Genomic DNA, 16,878 nt, shown 5'->3' on the forward strand with positions numbered 1-16,878 from the left:
GCTTGGATTTTCAACTTCATTTCATTTTAGGAGGATAAGATTATGCGGTTTATGATGATCGTTAAAGGAACGACGGATTCGGAAGCGGGAACGCCTCCCGGCCCGGAGCTGCTCGAGGCGATGCGGAAATACAACGAGGAGCTGGTCAGAGCCGGCGTTCTGCTCGCGGCGGACGGTCTGCTGCCCACTTCCGCGGGAATTCGGATCTCTTATCCCGAGCCGGGCGGCAAGCCGAAAATGATGGACGGTCCCTTCACGGAAGCCAAGGAAATCATCGCCGGATATACGCTGATCGAAGTGAAATCGCGGGAAGAGGCGATCGAATGGGCGCTCCGCATGCCGGACCCCCACGGCTTCGGCCAGGGGGAGATCGAGCTCAGGCAGGTGTTCGAGCCCCATGAGCTGACCAGCGAGCCGGAGGCGTTGGCCGGTCAGGAGGCTCTGCGCAAGCAGCTCGACGAGCGCAAGCGGCCGTGAACCGCCCGGCGGTCCATCGAACCGTCGAAGCGATCTGGCGAATCGAGTCCGCCAAGCTGATCGCGGCATTAACGCGGATGGTCCGGAACGTGGAGCTCGCCGAGGACCTCGCGCAGGACGCGCTGGTCATCGCTCTGGAGCGTTGGCCGGAGTCGGGGATACCGGACAATCCGGGCGCCTGGCTGATGACGGCGGCGAAGCGGCGCGCGATCGATTGGATGCGCAGGACCAAACGGCGGGACGACAAGTATGCGGAGATCGCCCGCGCTTCGGAGTCGCTCGCGGAAGACGACAAGGCGGGCGAGGAGGTCGGAGACGACCTTCTTCGCCTCGTCTTCACGACCTGCCATCCGGCGCTGTCCCGGGAGGCGCGGGTCGCCCTGACGCTGCGGCTGCTGTGCGGGCTGACGACCGAAGAGATCGCCCGCTCTTTTCTGACCTCCGAGGCGACCGTCGCCCAACGAATCGTGCGAGCCAAAAAAACGCTGAACGCCGAGAGAAGCTCGTTCGAGATTTCCGCGGGCGCCGAGCTGGCGGAACGGCTGTCCGCGGTGCTTGAAGTCGTCTATCTATTGTTTAACGAAGGATACGCGGCCACCTCGGGAGAGCACTGGGTGAGGCCTCTGCTATGCCAGGAGGCGTTAAGGCTCGGCCGTATTCTGGCGGAGCTTGCGCCCCGGGAGCCGGAGGTTCACGGGCTGGTCGCGTTAATGGAAATCCAGGCTTCCCGGCTCAGAACAAGAGTGGGGGCGCAAGGCGAGCCGATTCTGCTCCTGGATCAGGACCGCGCGCAGTGGGACAGGCTGTTGATACGACGCGGGCTCGCCGCGCTGGAGAGATGCCGCAAGCTGGGCAGCCCGCTCGGCCCCTATGCGCTTCAAGCCTCTATCGCGGCGTGTCATGCCGAAGCGCCGACGGCGGAGGCAACCAATTGGATTCGCATCGCCGCTCTGTACGAGGCGCTGTCCCGGGCGACGCCCTCACCGGTCGTCGAGCTGAACCGGGGCGTGGCGGTGGCGATGGCTTTCGGTCCCGCCTACGGGCTTCGGATCGTCGACGAGATTGCCGGCTCGCCCGCTCTGCGGAACTATCACCTGCTTCCCAGCGTTCGCGGAGAGCTGCTGAAGAAGCTGGGAAGGTACGAAGAAGCGCGCGCCGAATTCGAGCGGGCGGCGGCGATGACCCGCAATGCCCGCGAGCAAGAGCTGCTGCGCGGACGGGCGGCGGAGTGCGATTCCCGTTCCTCCGATTGATTTTCGAGGGCGTATGTCGATTATCGAATTCCCGTTCGTCGTAAGAGAGAAGGGAGGAATCCAGTATGCGGTTTATGCTGCTGGTCAAAGCGACGGGCCGTTCGGAAGCGGGCGTCCCGCAGAGCCCGGAATATCGTTTGGCCAAGGAAGCGAATCTGGCTTCCATGACCGAGGCGGGGGTGCTGCTGGCCGCGGAACGGCTGCTGCCGAGCTCCGGCGGAATTCGCTTGGCGTATTCGCCGGAAGGGGAACCCGAGACGGAGTGCGGTCCTTTCCCGGCGGATTCCGGGCTGCTGGCGGAATATATGGTCATCGAAGCCGGGACGATGGAAGAGGCGCTCGGCTGGGCGCGCCGGCTTGCGGCTCCCGCGGGATGCGGCCCGGTGGAGGTCGAGCTGCGCGAGCTGGCAGACGGTTCGGAAGGCATGCGGAATGCCGGGATGGAGAGCGATCTGGCGTTTCAGCTCGGGATGTTGAGGAGAGCGTAGAACAAGGACAACCAAAGGAGAAATGAACATGAACCCGGAAGTGACCGAATTTATCGAATCCTTGAAGGAACCTTGGCAGATCGAGCTGTCGGCCGCCTTGCGAGCCATCGTTCACGAGGCCGTAGACGGCGTCCAGGAACGCATTCAGTATAAGAAGCCCCACTTCCTCAAGAACGGGAAATACGCCGCCGTGATTTCGCCTTCGAAGGACGCGGTGAGCTTCACGCTGTTTAACGCGTCGGGGCTGGAGCTGCCGGAAGACCGGTTCGCAGGGCCGCCGGAAAGAAAGACGATCAAGCTTCGCCAAGGGCAAGCTCCGGACAGCGCCGAATTGTCGTCGCTGCTGCGCCAGACGACTGCGTCGCTCTGATCGGCATTCGGCAACGTCGGCATAAGAATCTTCGCAACTATGACAGAATGTGTCACTATCTCCGGTTAAGATGGGTTTAGGACAAGCTAACGTCTTGAAGGAGGATGGCAGAATGTATGTTACGGTTGAAGATTTTATTGTCGAATGGAACAAAGAGGCGGCATTGACTCAAAGGGTTCTGGATGGGCTGACGGACGAGGCGCTGGGACAGCAAGTGTATTCGGAAGGGCGTACGCTGGGCCGAATCGCGTGGCATTTGGTGGCGAATATCCCGGAGTACTTGACGGAATTCGGCGTCCCGACGGCCGGAGTGCGCGATCCGGACGAGGTGCCGTCCGCGCGCGAGATCGCGGATACCTTCCGGACGGTCGCCGCGGAGGCGGCCGAATCGCTCGGGAAGCATTGGACGGACGATTCGCCGAAGCAGACGCAGCAGGCGTTCGGGAGAACGGAGACGAATGCGATGATTCTGATGGGGCTGATCAAGCACATCGTCCATCATCGGGGACAGGCGACCGTGCTGATGCGTCAGGCGGGACTGCCCATTCCCGCGGTATACGGCCCTTCCAAGGAAGGCTGGGCCCAATTCGGCAGGACTCCGCCGCTTTAAGACGCCAACGCAAATAGAAGCCCCTGCCGCCCGAAGAAGGCGGCAGGGGCTTCTTGCAATGCTCGGATACAATTTTACCAGTTGTTGCCCGATACCCGGTTGACGGTGAAGTTCGGACTCTTATTCTCGCCGTAGATCGCCGTAACGCCGGGGTTGTTCACCTTTACGTTGGTGAAGCTTGCCGAGCCGATGACCGGCCCTTGCCCGTTCTCCGCTTTGGCGACGAGCTTGATGCCGTAGCGGGACGGATTGTTGATCGTGATATTCTCCAGACGGATGTTCTGCATCGACAGATTTTCCGGAGACTTGGATTGGAACATCAGTCCGAAATACACCGGGTTGTTGATGTCGACGTTCTTGACGACAATGTTCTTGAAGTCCCGGTCTCCGCCGAAGAACCAGATCGCGCCGAAGTTCTGGTAATCGTTGATTTTGTCGTCGGCGCCGACGCTGGTCCAGAAATCTCCGCCCGTGCGATCCAGCGTAACGCCGTCGATGACCGTATCGAGCGTGCCGAAGCCGAGCGTGTTATACCCGAAGCTCAGGCTGCTCACGGTTACGCCGGGATACGTCAGCGTGTCCGCGCCGTACAGGTTCTGGAACAGGTTGTCTTGGCCGCCGTAGACGGCGAAGGCGGCCGCGCGCCGGACGTTGGTGGCGGTCAGGTTCGTGTACTTGTTGCCCACGTTGTAGGAGCCGCCGGCGTCGATGGCGCTGAACAGGGCGAACGAGTCGTCTCCCGTAGCGCGGGCGTAGTTGTTGTCGATGACGTTGTGGGACGAGCCGTTCGTCATATTGATGCCGTCCGCGAACATGTTTTTAATCCGGTTGTTCTTGAAAGTATTGTACGAGGAGTTCACGCCCCAGTACAGGCAAATAAAATGCTCGGCCCAGACGTTCTCGATCGTCACGTTCTGCATGCCGTTGCCGTCGATGAACTTGCCGGGACCGTCCTGCCTGTAGATGTAGTTGCCCCATGCGGACAAGTTCTTGATCGTCGAGCCGTTGGCCGCGGACGAGATGTTGAAGCCGACGTCGTTGTTCGTCTGGTTCTGCGGCGCCATCAGCTTGGTATGCCAAGGTCCCGCGCCGATAATTTCGGTGGCCCGTCCGTACAGGAAGATTTTGGACGTAATCGTCCACTCGCCGGCGGGAATGAAAATCCCCTTCTTGGACGAGTCCTGACGGAATTCGTTCAGCGCTTGCTCGATCGATTTGCTGGCCGACACTTCCACGTATTTGCTCGGATCGGGATTCGATGCGGGCGGAGCGACGTTCTCCGTCTCGATCATGTCCACGTAGATCCAGGGAACGTCTCCGGCGTCCTTCTGAATCCGGATTTTGGTTCCCGCCGGATATACCTGGTCGAGCATCAACTGCGAATCCTCGTACAGCCAGTAAGCCTTGGAGCCGGAATTGTTGTATCCGAGCTCGCCGAGCGTCGTAGGAGTCGCGTAGACATAAGAAAATTTGGACGTGACGGTAAAGTTGCCTTTATCCACCCCGTCGGCGTAAATGCTGATTGTGCCGGTTGTGTTCTCCGCCACGGCGTTGCGAAGGACGAACGCGTTCGCCGGCGCCGTCAGGGTGAATTCCACGTATTCGCCGTTCGCGTCCAAGTAGACGGCCGAACGTCCGGAAGCTTCGCCCGCAAAGTCGCCGGGCGTGAAGTTCGGAGCGAGTCTCGTGCCGTTGGTGCTGTTGGAGGAAGCCTCCGCCTCCAGAATGGTGAACGGCATGTTGGCTCCGCGGCCCGAATACAGGCTCGACGTGCTCGTATTGTTGGCCTGCTTGATGGCGACTTCGTTCGCGTCCGCCGCGACCGTGGCCGTCACCGTATAGCTTCCGTTAACCGCCGTCCACGTGCCCAGAACGACGTTGGCCGACGCTCCCGCGGCCAATGCCCCGTTGTACGAGCCGGTGAACGTCTGCAGAGTGGCTCCCGCCGCGTTCTTCAGCACGAGCGTAATGCCGTGGGCGCCGCCCGCCGAAGCGATATTCCCCTGGTTCTTCACGTTAACCGTAAACGTGACGGTATTGCCCGCGCTCGGATTTCCGGGCGTCCACGAGGCGGTTGCGATCAGGTCGGAGCTTTGCACCTGACCGACGACCAGCGGAGAAGAGGCAGTGTAGCTGTTGTTCGAATTGTCCGTCTCGACGACCGTATTGCTCTCGTCCACTACGGCGGTCACGGAATAAGAGCCGGCGTCCTTCGGCCCGATATTGGCCGAGACGGTCGTCGACGCTCCCGCCGCGAGCGTGCCTACGGAAGCCGTGCCGACAAGGGTGCTGCCGAGATAGAAATTGACGCTTGTGGCCGGAGAGGCGACCGAACCGGCGTTGCGGACGGTGGCGCTAAGCGTGATCGCGTTGGTCTCCACGGGAGAAGCCGGGGACCACGTCGCTCCGGTGATCGTCAGGTCCGGATTCGGCGCCATGGTGCCCAGAATCTGGAACTCCGCGACTTGCCCACCCGGGGCGCCGGAGTTGGCCGTGAACCGGAGCTGCAAGCTGCTCGCGGTCGCGTTTACCGGAATCGTAACGGTGTTCTGCGTGGCCGGGTTAAACGTATAGGAAGCCGCGGACACCAGATTCCCGAAGGTCGAGGAGTTCTGGTCGTGTCCCAGCACCTGAATCGTCTGGGTGCGCGTCGCCCATGCGCCGCCCGGGTTCAGCTTGACTACGACGGACGTAACGTTGGCGTTCGCCCCGAGATTCACGGTAAGCGTGCTGGGATGGCCGTTGCCTTCCCAGTAAGTGCTCGTGTCGTTATCGTTGGCATTCTCGGCCGTGAAAATATAGGTCGAAGAGGAAGCCTCGATCGGCTTGCCGAGGGCCAGGTTCGTGTCGTTGCCGCCGCCGGAGCCGTTCCTTGTTACGGAGTTGCTTGGCGCGGAGACGTTGCCTGCGGCATCCTTGGCGACGACGTAGTAGGTGACCGTCGTGCTGGAGGGCTGCGTGTCCGTGTAGGAGAGAGTAGTCCCGTTCACGCTGCCGCGCAGCTGCCCGTTGGCGTAGATGTCGTAACCGGTCACCGCGACGTTATCGGTCGAGGCGTTCCAGGTCAACTGGATCGAGCCCGGCGAAATCTGCGCATAAGCCAGGCTGCCCGGCGCCGTAGGAGCCTGGGTATCCGCGGAGCCGCCCGGCGTGAAATTGATCCAGTTGATATTGAAGTCATAGCCGCTGGCATAGATCCGCAGCGTCTGCGGTCCTGCGGCCAGCGTGACGTTCGCGGTGATCGTCTGCCAGCTTTGCCAGCCGCCGGTGTTCGGCACGGCCGTCGTGGCCAGCGTCGTTCCGCCGGATTGCAGCTGGAGCTGGCCGTTGGTGCCGTTGCTGGCCACCCGGTATTCGACGGTGTACGCGCCCGCGGCTTGCACGTTCACGCTGTAATCCAGCCAATCCCCGACATGGATCCATCCGACGTTAAGCCCGCCGCCGGCATCCGATGTCGGTTCGGTCTGGATCCCGTTCATGGCGCTGTAGCTTTCGGCTTCGATCTTGCCCGGAATGACCGCGGGCCCCGCCGGAGCGGCTCCGTAGACCTCGAGCTCGGACAATTGCCCGGCGGGCCACTCCGTATTGGCGGTGACGACCACCCGTACGTAACGCGCGCTGGCGGGAGCGAAATCGATCGTTGCCGTATTCCCCGCGCTTGGATTAAACGTATAGTTGGCCGACGGTTTGAGATCGGAGAACGCGGTGCCGTTCGTGCTTCCCTGAACGGCCAGCGTCTGCGTCCGGCTTTCCCATCCGGACGGCAGCTTCAGGACGACCTGGTCGATCGAGACCGCGCTGCCGAGATCGACTTGAACCCATTGCGGGAAAGAATTATTGACGCTTTCCCAATACGTGGCCGAATTGCCGTCCGTGACGTTGGACGCGCCGTAGACGTCGGCATGACCGGATTCCGACGCGGGTTTGCCCGCGGCCAAATTCGGGCCTCCGGCCGCCTGAACGTAAGCGGGAGCCCCGACGGAGGACAGGAAAGTTCCCAAGACGAGCGTCATCATGCAGACCCAAGCGACGATTCGCCCGTGCCTCTTCATCATCTTCATTCTCCTTTCGAAATGGGGAATTCTCGATTCGCTGCTCTAAGCTGCTTTTCCCATCCGCTCCTTCCAAGAAATTTTTTCATCTTTATCTAATGTAAGCGATATCAATTCATAGGGCGTTCCTCCTTCGCGATGCGTTGTTGGGGTTGCATCCTGATCATAAATCAGGCGGCGCTTCGGGTTAAGGAGCATTTCTATCGGAATTGTGTGCGGGATTATGCAATCGGCCGGGGGGAGCGAGGGAGCCGCCGCTCGTCGTAGTCCGGGGTTTTAAGCCAGGAGCAGAGGGTTGTTCGATGGGAGCGGCAGCGGGAGACGTTTCGATTTACTTCCGCTTCGGCGGAGTGGGATGGGACAGATGGGCCTGCCATTTTCGTTTAAGCCTCCGAAGGAAGCCGCGCTGCTTTTTCTCCAGGTCGACGAGCCGGAGATAGCGCAGCAGCAGCTGATATCTCCGATCGTCGTCGTGGTCGAATTTGCGCATTTCGTCCAGGATGTTTTTCTGCATGGGGCTTCACTCCGTCGGTTCAGTCACTGTGTGTCGTCTATTTTAGCGCAACCGACTCAACATTTTCTGAACAGCGACGGCGATCGCCCCGCTATAATCATCGGTCCTCCATCGTCGCAACCGGGCATTCGGAGGATTCGTCTCAGGCGCCGTCGAGCTCGCGAACCATTTTGCAGCTGCCCGGCTCGGCCCGGAAGCCGAGCAGATCGCGGTTGATCCGCAGCATCGGGGCGTTCGCGGAGTCGTTGTGGGTTCGCAGGTAGGGCGTGCCGGCCGCTTGCGCGGAGCGAATCCCGAGCAGCTTCAAGGCAAGCGCGATACGGCGTCCGCGATACTCCGGCAATACCCCGGTATATTCATGATAGAGCGCCTCCGTTTGCTCGTTGCGCACCAATGCGGCAACGCCGACGTAACGGTCGCCGTCCTTGGCGATATGGAACCATTCGGGGCGTGCGCCGGGCACGTCGATCGACCACTTTTTCCATTCCTCGAACCAGGGAAAGTCCCCGGTGTAGCCCGGGATGTCCGGATGCGTGACGCGATAAAGCTCGTGCAGCTTCCTCTCGCTCGCTTCCCCCGGCTCGTCCGCCAGCGTGACGAACCGGATTCCGGACCTTTCCGCCTCGCCGATCGAAGCGGCCAGCCCCGCGTCGGCCTCGTACCGATCCAGCTCCAGCACGGATTCGAACATGCGGCGCTCCTTGACGTATCCGCGGCGCTCCGCGAAGGCGAGCGATGCCTCGTCCGATTCCTTGATGAAATCGACCAGACGCGAGGCGCGAACCTCCAAGGCCCAGCCGAGAAGAACGGCGTACAGATCTCTGCCGATGCCTCGGCCTCTGGCTTCCGGGTGCACGACGACGCTGTGATGCAGCGTGCCGGGCTCGGTCCAGGGCGCTCTCCAGGCGATCGCGTAAGCGACGACGCGTCCGGCTTCGTCCTCGACGACCCACTTCGGGCGATCCCACCCTCCGAGCTTGCCGTCATCGTCATAGTGCAGCTGGCCGGGAGGAATTTTCTCTTCCTCCTCACGCAGCCTCTCGCCGGTCGTCGGTTCCGGCCAGACGAAGTTAAGAATCGACGCCACGGCCGCATAATCATCCGGGTGACGCAGCTTGCGAACGGCAGGTTTCATTTTCGACACCTCGCTTCTTCATTCTCCCGTTCATTATCGCACCTTTTCCGGCGGTTTACATGGGAGAGTTCGAGTATAGCCAAAGAAGCTGGCGCAGCCCCGATCGCAGCTCCGGCACGGCCTCGAGGTACGAGACGAGCACGCGAACCAGCGCGTCCTTCGGCTCGTCCTTCGCAATCTCCGCCCGCAGCAGGCCGACGACCTCCGCGATCTCTTCGCGTGCGGCCTCCGGCAGACCGAGCGAAGGAACGCCGAGCTCCATCGTCCGGAGCAGCTCGAGCGCGGTTTCACGCCGGGCCAGGTCGTCGCTGGGATTCAGCGCGTTGACATAAGCGACCGTGTCCGTAATGATCGGCCGCGGCGATTGGCGGAGCAAATCCTGCACGACCGCATTCATCCGGTCCACGATAAAGGCCGCCAATTCGGAGAGGGGCGTCGAGACGGCCTTCTGAATGACGAAGCTTAAGTAAATGTTGAAGATGCCCCGATAGATCGCCACGACGTCCCAGCAGTACGGCTCGATCCGTTCGCCGAACACCTCGAGCATCATTTCCCTGTACCAGGTCAGCATGCCGTTTTTCTTTTTCTGCCAGGCCAGCCGGAAGTCGTCGTTCTCCTTGATCGGGAGATCTTTGAAATCGATCATGAACAGATGGTTTTCCACGGAATAATGCAATTGAAACTCGATTCTCCGGCGCAGCTTCTCTTCCGGGGACAGACCGAGCAGCCGGGAAGAGCGGTCCAGCTCCGCCGCCTTCTCGAGCAGAGTCCGGTGGCAGGAGACGAACGCCTCCGTGAAGAGAGCCTCCTTGGACTCGAACAATTTATAGATGCTGGCCTTGGCCATGCCGCAGGCTTCGGCGATGTCCTGCATCGACGCGGAGGCATAGCCTTTCTTGCGGAACAAGTCCATGGCTACGTCGAGAACTTTGCCTTTTTTCGAATCCTCCAATGGGGATCACCTCTTCCTTATCTTGACATGGGCGGGAAGCCAGGTCAACGGGTTGGATGTTGACAACAAAACTTATCGGTTCTAGAATGAACTCATTGGTTTTATCCTGCATTCAAGGGAGGTGGGCCGCGGCCCGGCTCGTTCCGGGCGCGGCGTGAGGTGAAAATTGCGGAAGGGATCGAGATGCTGGAAGTCACCGCGAAGCTGGGCGACCGCACGATGACGGTCTGTCCGACGGTCGTATACGACGATCGGTCGCGGGTATTGATCGATACGGGGATGCCCGGCATGGCCGGCGAGATCGACGGGCTGTCCAAGGAAGCCGGAATCCCCGAACCGTTGGAGGCGATTCTGCTGACTCATCAGGATATCGATCACGTGGGAGGCTTGCCCGGGTTTCTGGCGGCCTTGCCGGACGGCGCCGAGCCGTTCGAGGTGTACGCGCACGAAGGCGACCGGGATGCGATCGACGGCAAGGCGCCGATGATCAAGTTCTCTCCGGAGCGGGCGGCGGCGATGCTCGGAGCTCTGCCGGATGCGGTTCGCGTTCCGTTCGAGAACGCGTTCCTGCGTCCGACCCGGCCGAACGTCACCCGGCTGCTGGCAGACGGGGAGACGCTGCCTTACGGGGGAGGACTGACGGTGATCCATACGCCCGGACATACGCCGGGCCACGTCAGCTTCTACCATCGGCCGAGCAAGACGCTGATCGCGGCGGACGCGATGGTCGTCGAGAACGGAGAGCTGCAGGGGCCGCGTCCGGCGAATACGCCGGATCTGGAGCTGGCGATGCGGTCGCTGAGCCGGCTCGGGTCGTTCGACGTCGAAGCCGTGATCTGTTTCCACGGCGGTCTGTGGCGGGGAGACTTCGGGCAGCGCATCGCGTACCTGACGGGCCGGGTTTGATCGGCTTTCTCTTTACGCTCCTGCTGGCGTTGGCCGGCGGGGCGCTCTTCTCGGCCGTCCAGATGCCGGTGGCGTGGCTGCTCGGCCCGATGGTCTTCGTCTTCGTGGGGACGCGTTTTTTTCGCCGGGTGAAGCCGGAATGGCCGAAGGCGCTGCGTTATTTCGCCATGATCGTAATCGGATATTCTCTCGGCCTCTCGTTCACGAAGCCGATTCTCGCGGAGATGGGACGCCAGCTGCCGACCATGCTGCTGATGTCCGTGCTGCTCATGCTGCTGTGCGCGGTGATCGCCTGGATGACGTCGCGGCTGTCCGGACTGCCTTACCGGACGACGCTAATGGGCAGCATTCCGGGCGGCTTGTCGCAGATGATCCTCCTCGCGCAGGAGACGCGGGGCATCGACATGACCGTTGTCGTCTTCCTGCAGGTGTCCCGGCTGATGATGATTATTTTCTGCGTGCCTCTTCTGGTGTTCAGTCCGTTGTTCGGAGGCGTCAGGCACGAGATCGACGCCGCGGCGGACGCGGTCTCCGCCACCTGGGGCGGCTTGTTCCCGGATATTGTGCTGTACGCCGCGGCATGCGTCGGCATCTCTCTGCTGGCCGTGAAAATCAAATTCCCGTCCCCGTACCTGCTCGGCCCGATGATCATTACCGCCGCGCTCCATCTGTCGGGCGTCCCGGGTCCGGTTCTGCCGAACGGCCTGCTCGACGTGGCCCAGGTGCTGATCGGCACCTACGTCGGCCTGCTGCTGCAGCCGGAGAAGCTGGAGCATAAGCTCAAGTTCGCCGTCCTCGCCCTTCTGAGCGGCGTGCTGCTGCTCGGAGGAGCGGCGGGACTGAGCTTCCTTCTGGCAGAGCTTCATCCGATCTCTCACGCGACCGCGTTCCTGAGCATGGCTCCGGGCGGGATGGATCAGATGGGCTTTATCGGCAAGGAGGTTCACGCCGACATTGCGACCGTCACGCTCTACCAGCTGTTTCGAACCTGGTTCATCTTCTTCGCCGTCATTCCGATCATGCGCTTCTCCTACAGACGTCTCGGCGAGAGCTGGAGGGCAAGGGAGGAAGCGCAGCGGGAGGCGCGGCCGACCAGTCTTTAAGCCGTCCGTTCTGATCCGGAAATCCGGCGGCGCGTTTGCAAGGAGCTGTCTCTTAAGCAAGCCAAGTCGTACCCAGCGATTATCCGCGGATGTTCTTGTCCCCCGATAATCCGGTGTGACCTTGCTTGGGAGGCGGCTCCTTTCGTTTTCCCGCGACCGCCGAGGCGCCGCTTCGCCCTCGATCGGACTCTTTTTCGCGCCGGTCTGCCGGCCGGTCCACACGATTGATATACAAGATTTATCGACTCGATAGAAAGAAACGATAGCGGAGCCGGAGGGACGCTTTTTCTCAAGTATTCCAAGCGTTTAATGGAGAATTCCTCGCCGTATCGCCCGGAACGGGAGGCCCATGATGAATTTTCCGGCTTTCAACTCGCATGCAACTATCATATAATAGAAAGTAAATAAATTAGTCTATCACGAATCGCGATAAGCTAAAAGAATGGATCCGGAAAAGGTGCGTAAAGACAACGCGCCTTGGCTTGCTGTGTTCATAAGCGGGCGGGAGCGTTTAGACTTTTTACACTATAGCAGGTAAGGAATGAGAAGCATGAGCGACAGACAAACCCAGACAGACGTTATTCTGATCGGGGCCGGCATTATGAGCGCGACTTTGGGCACGCTCCTGAAGGAGCTGGTTCCGGAATGGAAAATCACGGTGTTCGAGAAGCTGGCGAGCGCGGGAGAGGAAAGCTCGAACGAGTGGAACAATGCGGGAACGGGCCATGCCGCGCTGTGCGAGTTGAACTATACCGTGGAGAAGCCGGACGGGTCGATCGACATTAGCAAAGCCGTCAGCATTAACGAACAGTTTCAGGTTTCGAGGCAGTTCTGGTCTTATCTCGTCAACCGCGATCTGATTCGCAACCCCCACGAATTCATTATGCCGCTGCCTCATATGAGCATGGTGCAGGGGGAGAAGGACGTCGCCTTTCTGAAAAAGCGCTTCGAAGCGCTCACGGGCAATCCGCTGTTCCAGGGAATGGAGTATTCGGACGATCCGGCCAAGCTGGCGGAATGGATTCCGCTCATTATGACGGACCGGAAGACGAACGAGCCGATTGCGGCCACCAAGATCGATTCGGGAACGGACGTCAACTTCGGCGCTCTGACGCGCATGCTGTTCGGCCACTTGAAGAGCCAGGGCGTCGGCATAAATTACAAGCACAGCGTCGATAATATGAAACGGACCGACGACGGCTCCTGGGAGCTGAAGGTGCGGAACCTCGACGGCGGCTCCGTCGAACGTCATACCGCGAAATTCGTCTTTATCGGCGGCGGGGGCGGAAGCCTGCATCTGCTGCAGAAGTCGGGCATACCGGAAGGCAGAGGCATCGGCGGCTTCCCGGTCAGCGGCCTGTTCATGGTGTGCACGAATCCGGACATCGTTGAACAGCATCACGCCAAAGTGTACGGCAAAGCCAAAGTCGGCGCGCCTCCGATGTCCGTTCCCCATCTGGACACGAGGTTTATCGACAACAAGAAATCGCTGCTCTTCGGACCGTTCGCCGGCTTCTCGCCGAAGTTTCTGAAAACCGGCTCCCTATTCGATCTGCTCGGCTCCGTCAAGCCGGGCAACGTGCTGACGATGCTGGCGGCGGGCGCCAAGAACGTTCCGCTCACCAAGTATCTGATCGAGCAGGTGCTGCAGTCGAAGGAAAAACGGATGGAAGAGCTGCGCGAGTTTATTCCGAACGCCAGAAGCGAGGACTGGGATTTGGTCGTGGCGGGGCAGCGCGTGCAGGTCATTAAGGATACCGCGGCCGGAGGCAAAGGAACGCTCCAGTTCGGCACCGAGGTTGTCAGCGCGGCCGACGGCTCGATCGCCGCTCTGCTGGGCGCTTCGCCGGGCGCATCGACGGCGGTCTCCGTCATGCTGGAGGTTCTGAAGAGATGCTTCCCGCAGCACATCGGGGAATGGGAAGAGAAGCTTAAGGAAATGATCCCTTCCTACGGCGTGTCCCTGGTGAAGAATCCGCAGCTTCACGAAGAGATTCATGCGGCTACGGCGCAGGCCCTCGGGCTCAGCCGGGAGCTTCAACCGGTATAATAAAATTTCATCGTCTCCGACAAAAACGCCTTCTCCGTCCCAGGGACAACGAGAGGCGTTTTTGGTTGCGTCCGGGCAAGTCAGGTTACGGAATCTGCGAAAATCCGGCACAGCCGGTCCAGGTCCTCTTCCGGCATCGGGTCCGGCGCCGCGGCGCCGCCCAGCAGCCCGCCAATGACGGCATGGGCAATCAGCGGCCCGACGAACATCCTCATCGCGATTTCCTCGTCTCCGTCCTCCAGCTTTACAAGCCCCGTCTCCGCGCACTGCCGCAGCAGATCCGTCAACAGCTTGGTGCTTTCGGGGAACGATTGAAGAAGCAAGCCGCCCAGCTCGGGGAATCGGGGGGATTCCGCGAAAACGATGCGAAGAATGGACAAATATTGCGGGTCGCTCAGCTTGGCGGCGATGACCCGGGCCATCAGCAGCAAAATGTCGTAGAGCTGTTCCCGGTTTTCGGGCAGGGGCAAGTTGGCCAGCGAAGGCTGCTTCTCTTCCGTCAGCTCGTGAATCACCTGGCTCAGCAGGTCGGAAAAAAGCGTCTCTTTGGTCGCGTAATAGCGATAAAGCGTTTGTTTGGATATTCCGGCTTCCGAGGTGACGAGATCCATGCTCGTCCCGGCGTAGCCCCGATGCAGGAACAGACTGCGGGCAGCCGTCAGGATTTGTTCGCGCTTGGCCGCTTCCCGCGGCGACAGTTTCGCCATAGGGTCGGATTAACACCTCCATGTTCCGTTCTGCTTGCTCAAATTATTCCATATTGTGCAGACGGGGTCAATGCGCGCGAGTCGGTCGAACGGATTGTTGGGGGCGGAGCGGCAGCCGCTTCGACCCGAACGCGTTCGCGAACGGGCGGAAGCGGATGTCCCGCTGCGGGGATTGACTTGCAAGTTAAGCTTGCGCGTAGACGTCGAGCTTCCGGAACAGGTCGCCGAAGATGGCGTCGCGGTGGACGCGGGTCGCGCAGCGAATGAAGTGGCGGCCCGTGTCGACGCTCCACGTTACCTGGTCGGTCAGCACCGGGCTGTGCACGAGGTCGGCTTCGACGAAGGACGGATCGACCAGGTAAGCGACGGCGGACAGGTCCCAGATGACGCGCGAATAGCCGAAGTGATCGGAGCTGCAGCCTTCGTAGCGCTCGGCCAGGAAATCTCCGATATCGCCTTTGCCCTTGACGTAACGCTCGATTTCCGGAAGCGTCGTGATCAGATGGGAAGCGACTCCGAGACAAGGAATCAGGGCGAGCGGCACGCCGCTGTCGAACATTACCCGCGAGGCGTGCACATCCTGCTCGAGATTGAATTCCCTCGTGTCTCTGTTCGCGAGATGATGCCCTCCCAGCCACACGACGACGATGTTGCGGATAATGTCGGGGTTGAGCAGAATCGCGGAAGCGACGTTCGTGATCGCTCCGATCGCCACGACATACAGTGGGTCGTCCTCGGACGAAGCCAGCGCCTTGGCGACCAAATCCCTCGCCGCCGGGCTGTCCACCGGGACGTCCGCGGCAGGCAAATAGCGGTCCGAGCCGGGGAAAACAAAGCCGTCCGAAGGGCGGCCGAGCCGGTCGAGAATCCGCAAAATTTCTTCATAGCTTTTCTCCATGCCGTCTTTCGGGCCGTCGGAAAGCGAGTTCCAGAAGGGAGCGGCATAGACGGCCTCCAGCCGGACCTTGTCCGGCGACAGGATGGCGTAGGAGAGCGCGAACTGGTCGTCGATCTCGTTATACGTATCGGTGTCGAGCACCATCCGCACGGGGCCGGAGGGCCGGCGCAGCCGTTTGAGCCGGGTTTCTTCGTCAAGATGAGGGTATGCCATGCGCGTTCGCTCCAATCGGAAGAGAGTAGAATTCCTCTTCATTATAAGAACGAATCCGGGACAAATCGACGGCGATTCGGTTGCGTTCTTATCGAATTCGGCTAAGCTTGCGAAAGTCGCGCGGGGCCGTTCCCGTCAGGCGCGCGAACAGCATGCTGAACTGCGGGGCGCTGCCGAAGCCGCACTCCGAGGCGATATCCGTCATCGGCCGGTCGGTATCGACGAGCAGCCGCTTGGCCTTGTCCACCCTTCTGCGCAGCAGGAATTGTGTCGGGGAATAGCCCGTCTCCCGCTTGAAAAAATGCCGGAAATGGTCGTAGCTGTACCCGAGATTTTGCGCGATTGCCTGGAGGTCGATATTTTCGGCCAAGTATTGGTTCATGTAGTTGACAGCGTATTTCACCTTTTCGCTGCGCCCCGTTTTCTCCGCGGTCCCGGTTGAGCGGGCCACCTCCGCGACGGCTTGGTACAGCAAGCCGTGCAGCGCGATATCGTAATGCCGCCGCTTGCCGGCCAGCTCCTCGGACATGGCGCGCAGCAGCGCCTCCAGCCGGCGGTTCCTATCGGCGTAAAGCCCGTGAGCGAATTCTCCGATCCCCAAGTCCCCGCTAAAGCTGAAAAAGAGAACCTCGGTATCCTCCAGTCGATACTCGTTGTGCTTCATATTCGGAAGGATGACGGCAAAGCTGCCGGGATAATAGTCGAACGACGCGTCGCCGATCTGCGTCGTGCCGGCGCCCTGCGCATAGTAGACGACTTCGAGATTCGGATGCGCATGGAAATCGATATGGGTGCCGGCGCCTCGGAAGGAGTGCGTAAAAAAGTCCAGCGAGCCGTGAAGCGTGCCGCGCCCGGCGGCATGATATCCTCTTTCCATCTGAGCGAATCCCCTTTGTCGAAATAAGTTCAACCCGCTGCGGGAGCCTGTCTTCACGTCTCGAGGATACAACGGAATCGCTGCGACTGCAATGCCGGGATGACAGGGTGTCGGGATACCGGAATGCCGGAATCGCCAGATTGTTAGCGTGCCGGTGTGTGCGAGATCGTCAGATTACGGAAAGCCGAGTGTCGGTGTGCCGGATTTCCGGGCCGTCGCGAATCCGGGATTGACAAAAAGCCCTGGAGTAACTAGAATGGTTACAACACTGGT

15 protein-coding genes are annotated in these 16,878 nt (G+C 60.6%); 8 read left to right on the top strand and 7 right to left on the bottom strand.

Annotated elements, in window-relative coordinates; all coding sequences use genetic code 11:
• The first annotated feature begins 42 nt into the window (after positions 1–42).
• From ACFFT4_RS17035 to ACFFT4_RS17055, 5 genes are all read left to right on the top strand, one after another.
• On the top strand, positions 43–477 hold the full coding sequence (locus tag ACFFT4_RS17035) for a YciI family protein (RefSeq protein WP_378049628.1): 435 nt from the start codon (positions 43–45) through the stop codon (positions 475–477).
• The gene (locus tag ACFFT4_RS17040) at positions 474–1,730 is read left to right on the top strand and encodes an RNA polymerase sigma factor (RefSeq protein ID WP_378049630.1); all 1,257 of its coding nucleotides are present in this window, start codon (positions 474–476) and stop codon (positions 1,728–1,730) included. The genes ACFFT4_RS17035 and ACFFT4_RS17040 overlap by 4 nt, the downstream gene beginning before the upstream one ends.
• A gap of 65 nt (positions 1,731–1,795) precedes the next feature.
• Positions 1,796–2,218 carry a YciI family protein gene (locus tag ACFFT4_RS17045; RefSeq protein ID WP_378049632.1) on the top strand — a complete coding sequence of 141 codons (423 nt, stop codon included), beginning with the start codon at positions 1,796–1,798 and terminating at the stop codon, positions 2,216–2,218.
• A gap of 28 nt (positions 2,219–2,246) precedes the next feature.
• Positions 2,247–2,588 (top strand): DUF1801 domain-containing protein, encoded by a 342-nt coding sequence (locus tag ACFFT4_RS17050; protein ID WP_378049634.1) that lies wholly within the window; start codon positions 2,247–2,249, stop codon positions 2,586–2,588.
• A gap of 112 nt (positions 2,589–2,700) precedes the next feature.
• Positions 2,701–3,198 (top strand): DinB family protein, encoded by a 498-nt coding sequence (locus ACFFT4_RS17055; RefSeq protein ID WP_378049636.1) that lies wholly within the window; start codon positions 2,701–2,703, stop codon positions 3,196–3,198.
• Between the two features lie 74 nt (positions 3,199–3,272).
• Here the strand turns inward: ACFFT4_RS17055 and ACFFT4_RS17060 are convergent, their stop codons facing one another.
• The 4 genes from ACFFT4_RS17060 to ACFFT4_RS17075 form a co-directional block, all read right to left on the bottom strand.
• The gene (locus ACFFT4_RS17060; protein WP_378049637.1) at positions 3,273–7,253 is read right to left on the bottom strand and encodes a carbohydrate-binding protein; all 3,981 of its coding nucleotides are present in this window, start codon (positions 7,251–7,253) and stop codon (positions 3,273–3,275) included.
• 328 nt (positions 7,254–7,581) lie between these two features.
• On the bottom strand, positions 7,582–7,764 hold the full coding sequence (locus ACFFT4_RS17065) for a hypothetical protein (RefSeq protein ID WP_378049639.1): 183 nt from the start codon (positions 7,762–7,764) through the stop codon (positions 7,582–7,584).
• A gap of 142 nt (positions 7,765–7,906) precedes the next feature.
• Positions 7,907–8,899: a GNAT family N-acetyltransferase gene (locus tag ACFFT4_RS17070; RefSeq protein ID WP_378049641.1), complete on the bottom strand. Its 993-nt coding sequence runs from the start codon at positions 8,897–8,899 to the stop codon at positions 7,907–7,909.
• 55 nt (positions 8,900–8,954) lie between these two features.
• Positions 8,955–9,851 (bottom strand): TetR/AcrR family transcriptional regulator, encoded by an 897-nt coding sequence (locus tag ACFFT4_RS17075; RefSeq protein ID WP_378049643.1) that lies wholly within the window; start codon positions 9,849–9,851, stop codon positions 8,955–8,957.
• A 159-nt stretch (positions 9,852–10,010) separates the two neighbouring features.
• Between ACFFT4_RS17075 and ACFFT4_RS17080 the strand changes: the two genes are divergently transcribed.
• The 3 genes from ACFFT4_RS17080 to ACFFT4_RS17090 all read left to right on the top strand — a co-directional run bounded on the left by ACFFT4_RS17080 (position 10,011) and on the right by ACFFT4_RS17090 (position 13,910).
• Positions 10,011–10,757, top strand: coding sequence for an MBL fold metallo-hydrolase (locus ACFFT4_RS17080; protein WP_378049645.1), 747 nt, complete (start codon positions 10,011–10,013; stop codon positions 10,755–10,757).
• The gene (locus ACFFT4_RS17085) at positions 10,754–11,860 is read left to right on the top strand and encodes an AbrB family protein (protein ID WP_378049647.1); all 1,107 of its coding nucleotides are present in this window, start codon (positions 10,754–10,756) and stop codon (positions 11,858–11,860) included. The genes ACFFT4_RS17080 and ACFFT4_RS17085 overlap by 4 nt, the downstream gene beginning before the upstream one ends.
• Before the next feature lie 550 nt (positions 11,861–12,410).
• Positions 12,411–13,910 carry a malate:quinone oxidoreductase gene (locus ACFFT4_RS17090; protein WP_378049649.1) on the top strand — a complete coding sequence of 500 codons (1,500 nt, stop codon included), beginning with the start codon at positions 12,411–12,413 and terminating at the stop codon, positions 13,908–13,910.
• 80 nt (positions 13,911–13,990) lie between these two features.
• On the opposite strand, the gene ACFFT4_RS17095 is transcribed toward ACFFT4_RS17090, so the two are convergent.
• From ACFFT4_RS17095 to ACFFT4_RS17105, 3 genes are all read right to left on the bottom strand, one after another.
• Positions 13,991–14,617, bottom strand: coding sequence for a TetR/AcrR family transcriptional regulator (locus tag ACFFT4_RS17095; protein WP_378049651.1), 627 nt, complete (start codon positions 14,615–14,617; stop codon positions 13,991–13,993).
• A 184-nt stretch (positions 14,618–14,801) separates the two neighbouring features.
• Positions 14,802–15,728, bottom strand: a complete 927-nt coding sequence (locus ACFFT4_RS17100; protein WP_378049653.1) for a nucleoside hydrolase — start codon at positions 15,726–15,728, stop codon at positions 14,802–14,804.
• 88 nt (positions 15,729–15,816) lie between these two features.
• A complete protein-coding gene (locus ACFFT4_RS17105) occupies positions 15,817–16,605 on the bottom strand; it encodes an AraC family transcriptional regulator (protein WP_378049654.1) in 789 nt (262 codons plus the stop codon).
• Positions 16,606–16,878 lie beyond the last annotated feature (273 nt).

It is taken from the genome of Cohnella cellulosilytica (assembly GCF_042431195.1).
GTDB lineage: Bacteria > Bacillota > Bacilli > Paenibacillales > Paenibacillaceae > Cohnella > Cohnella cellulosilytica.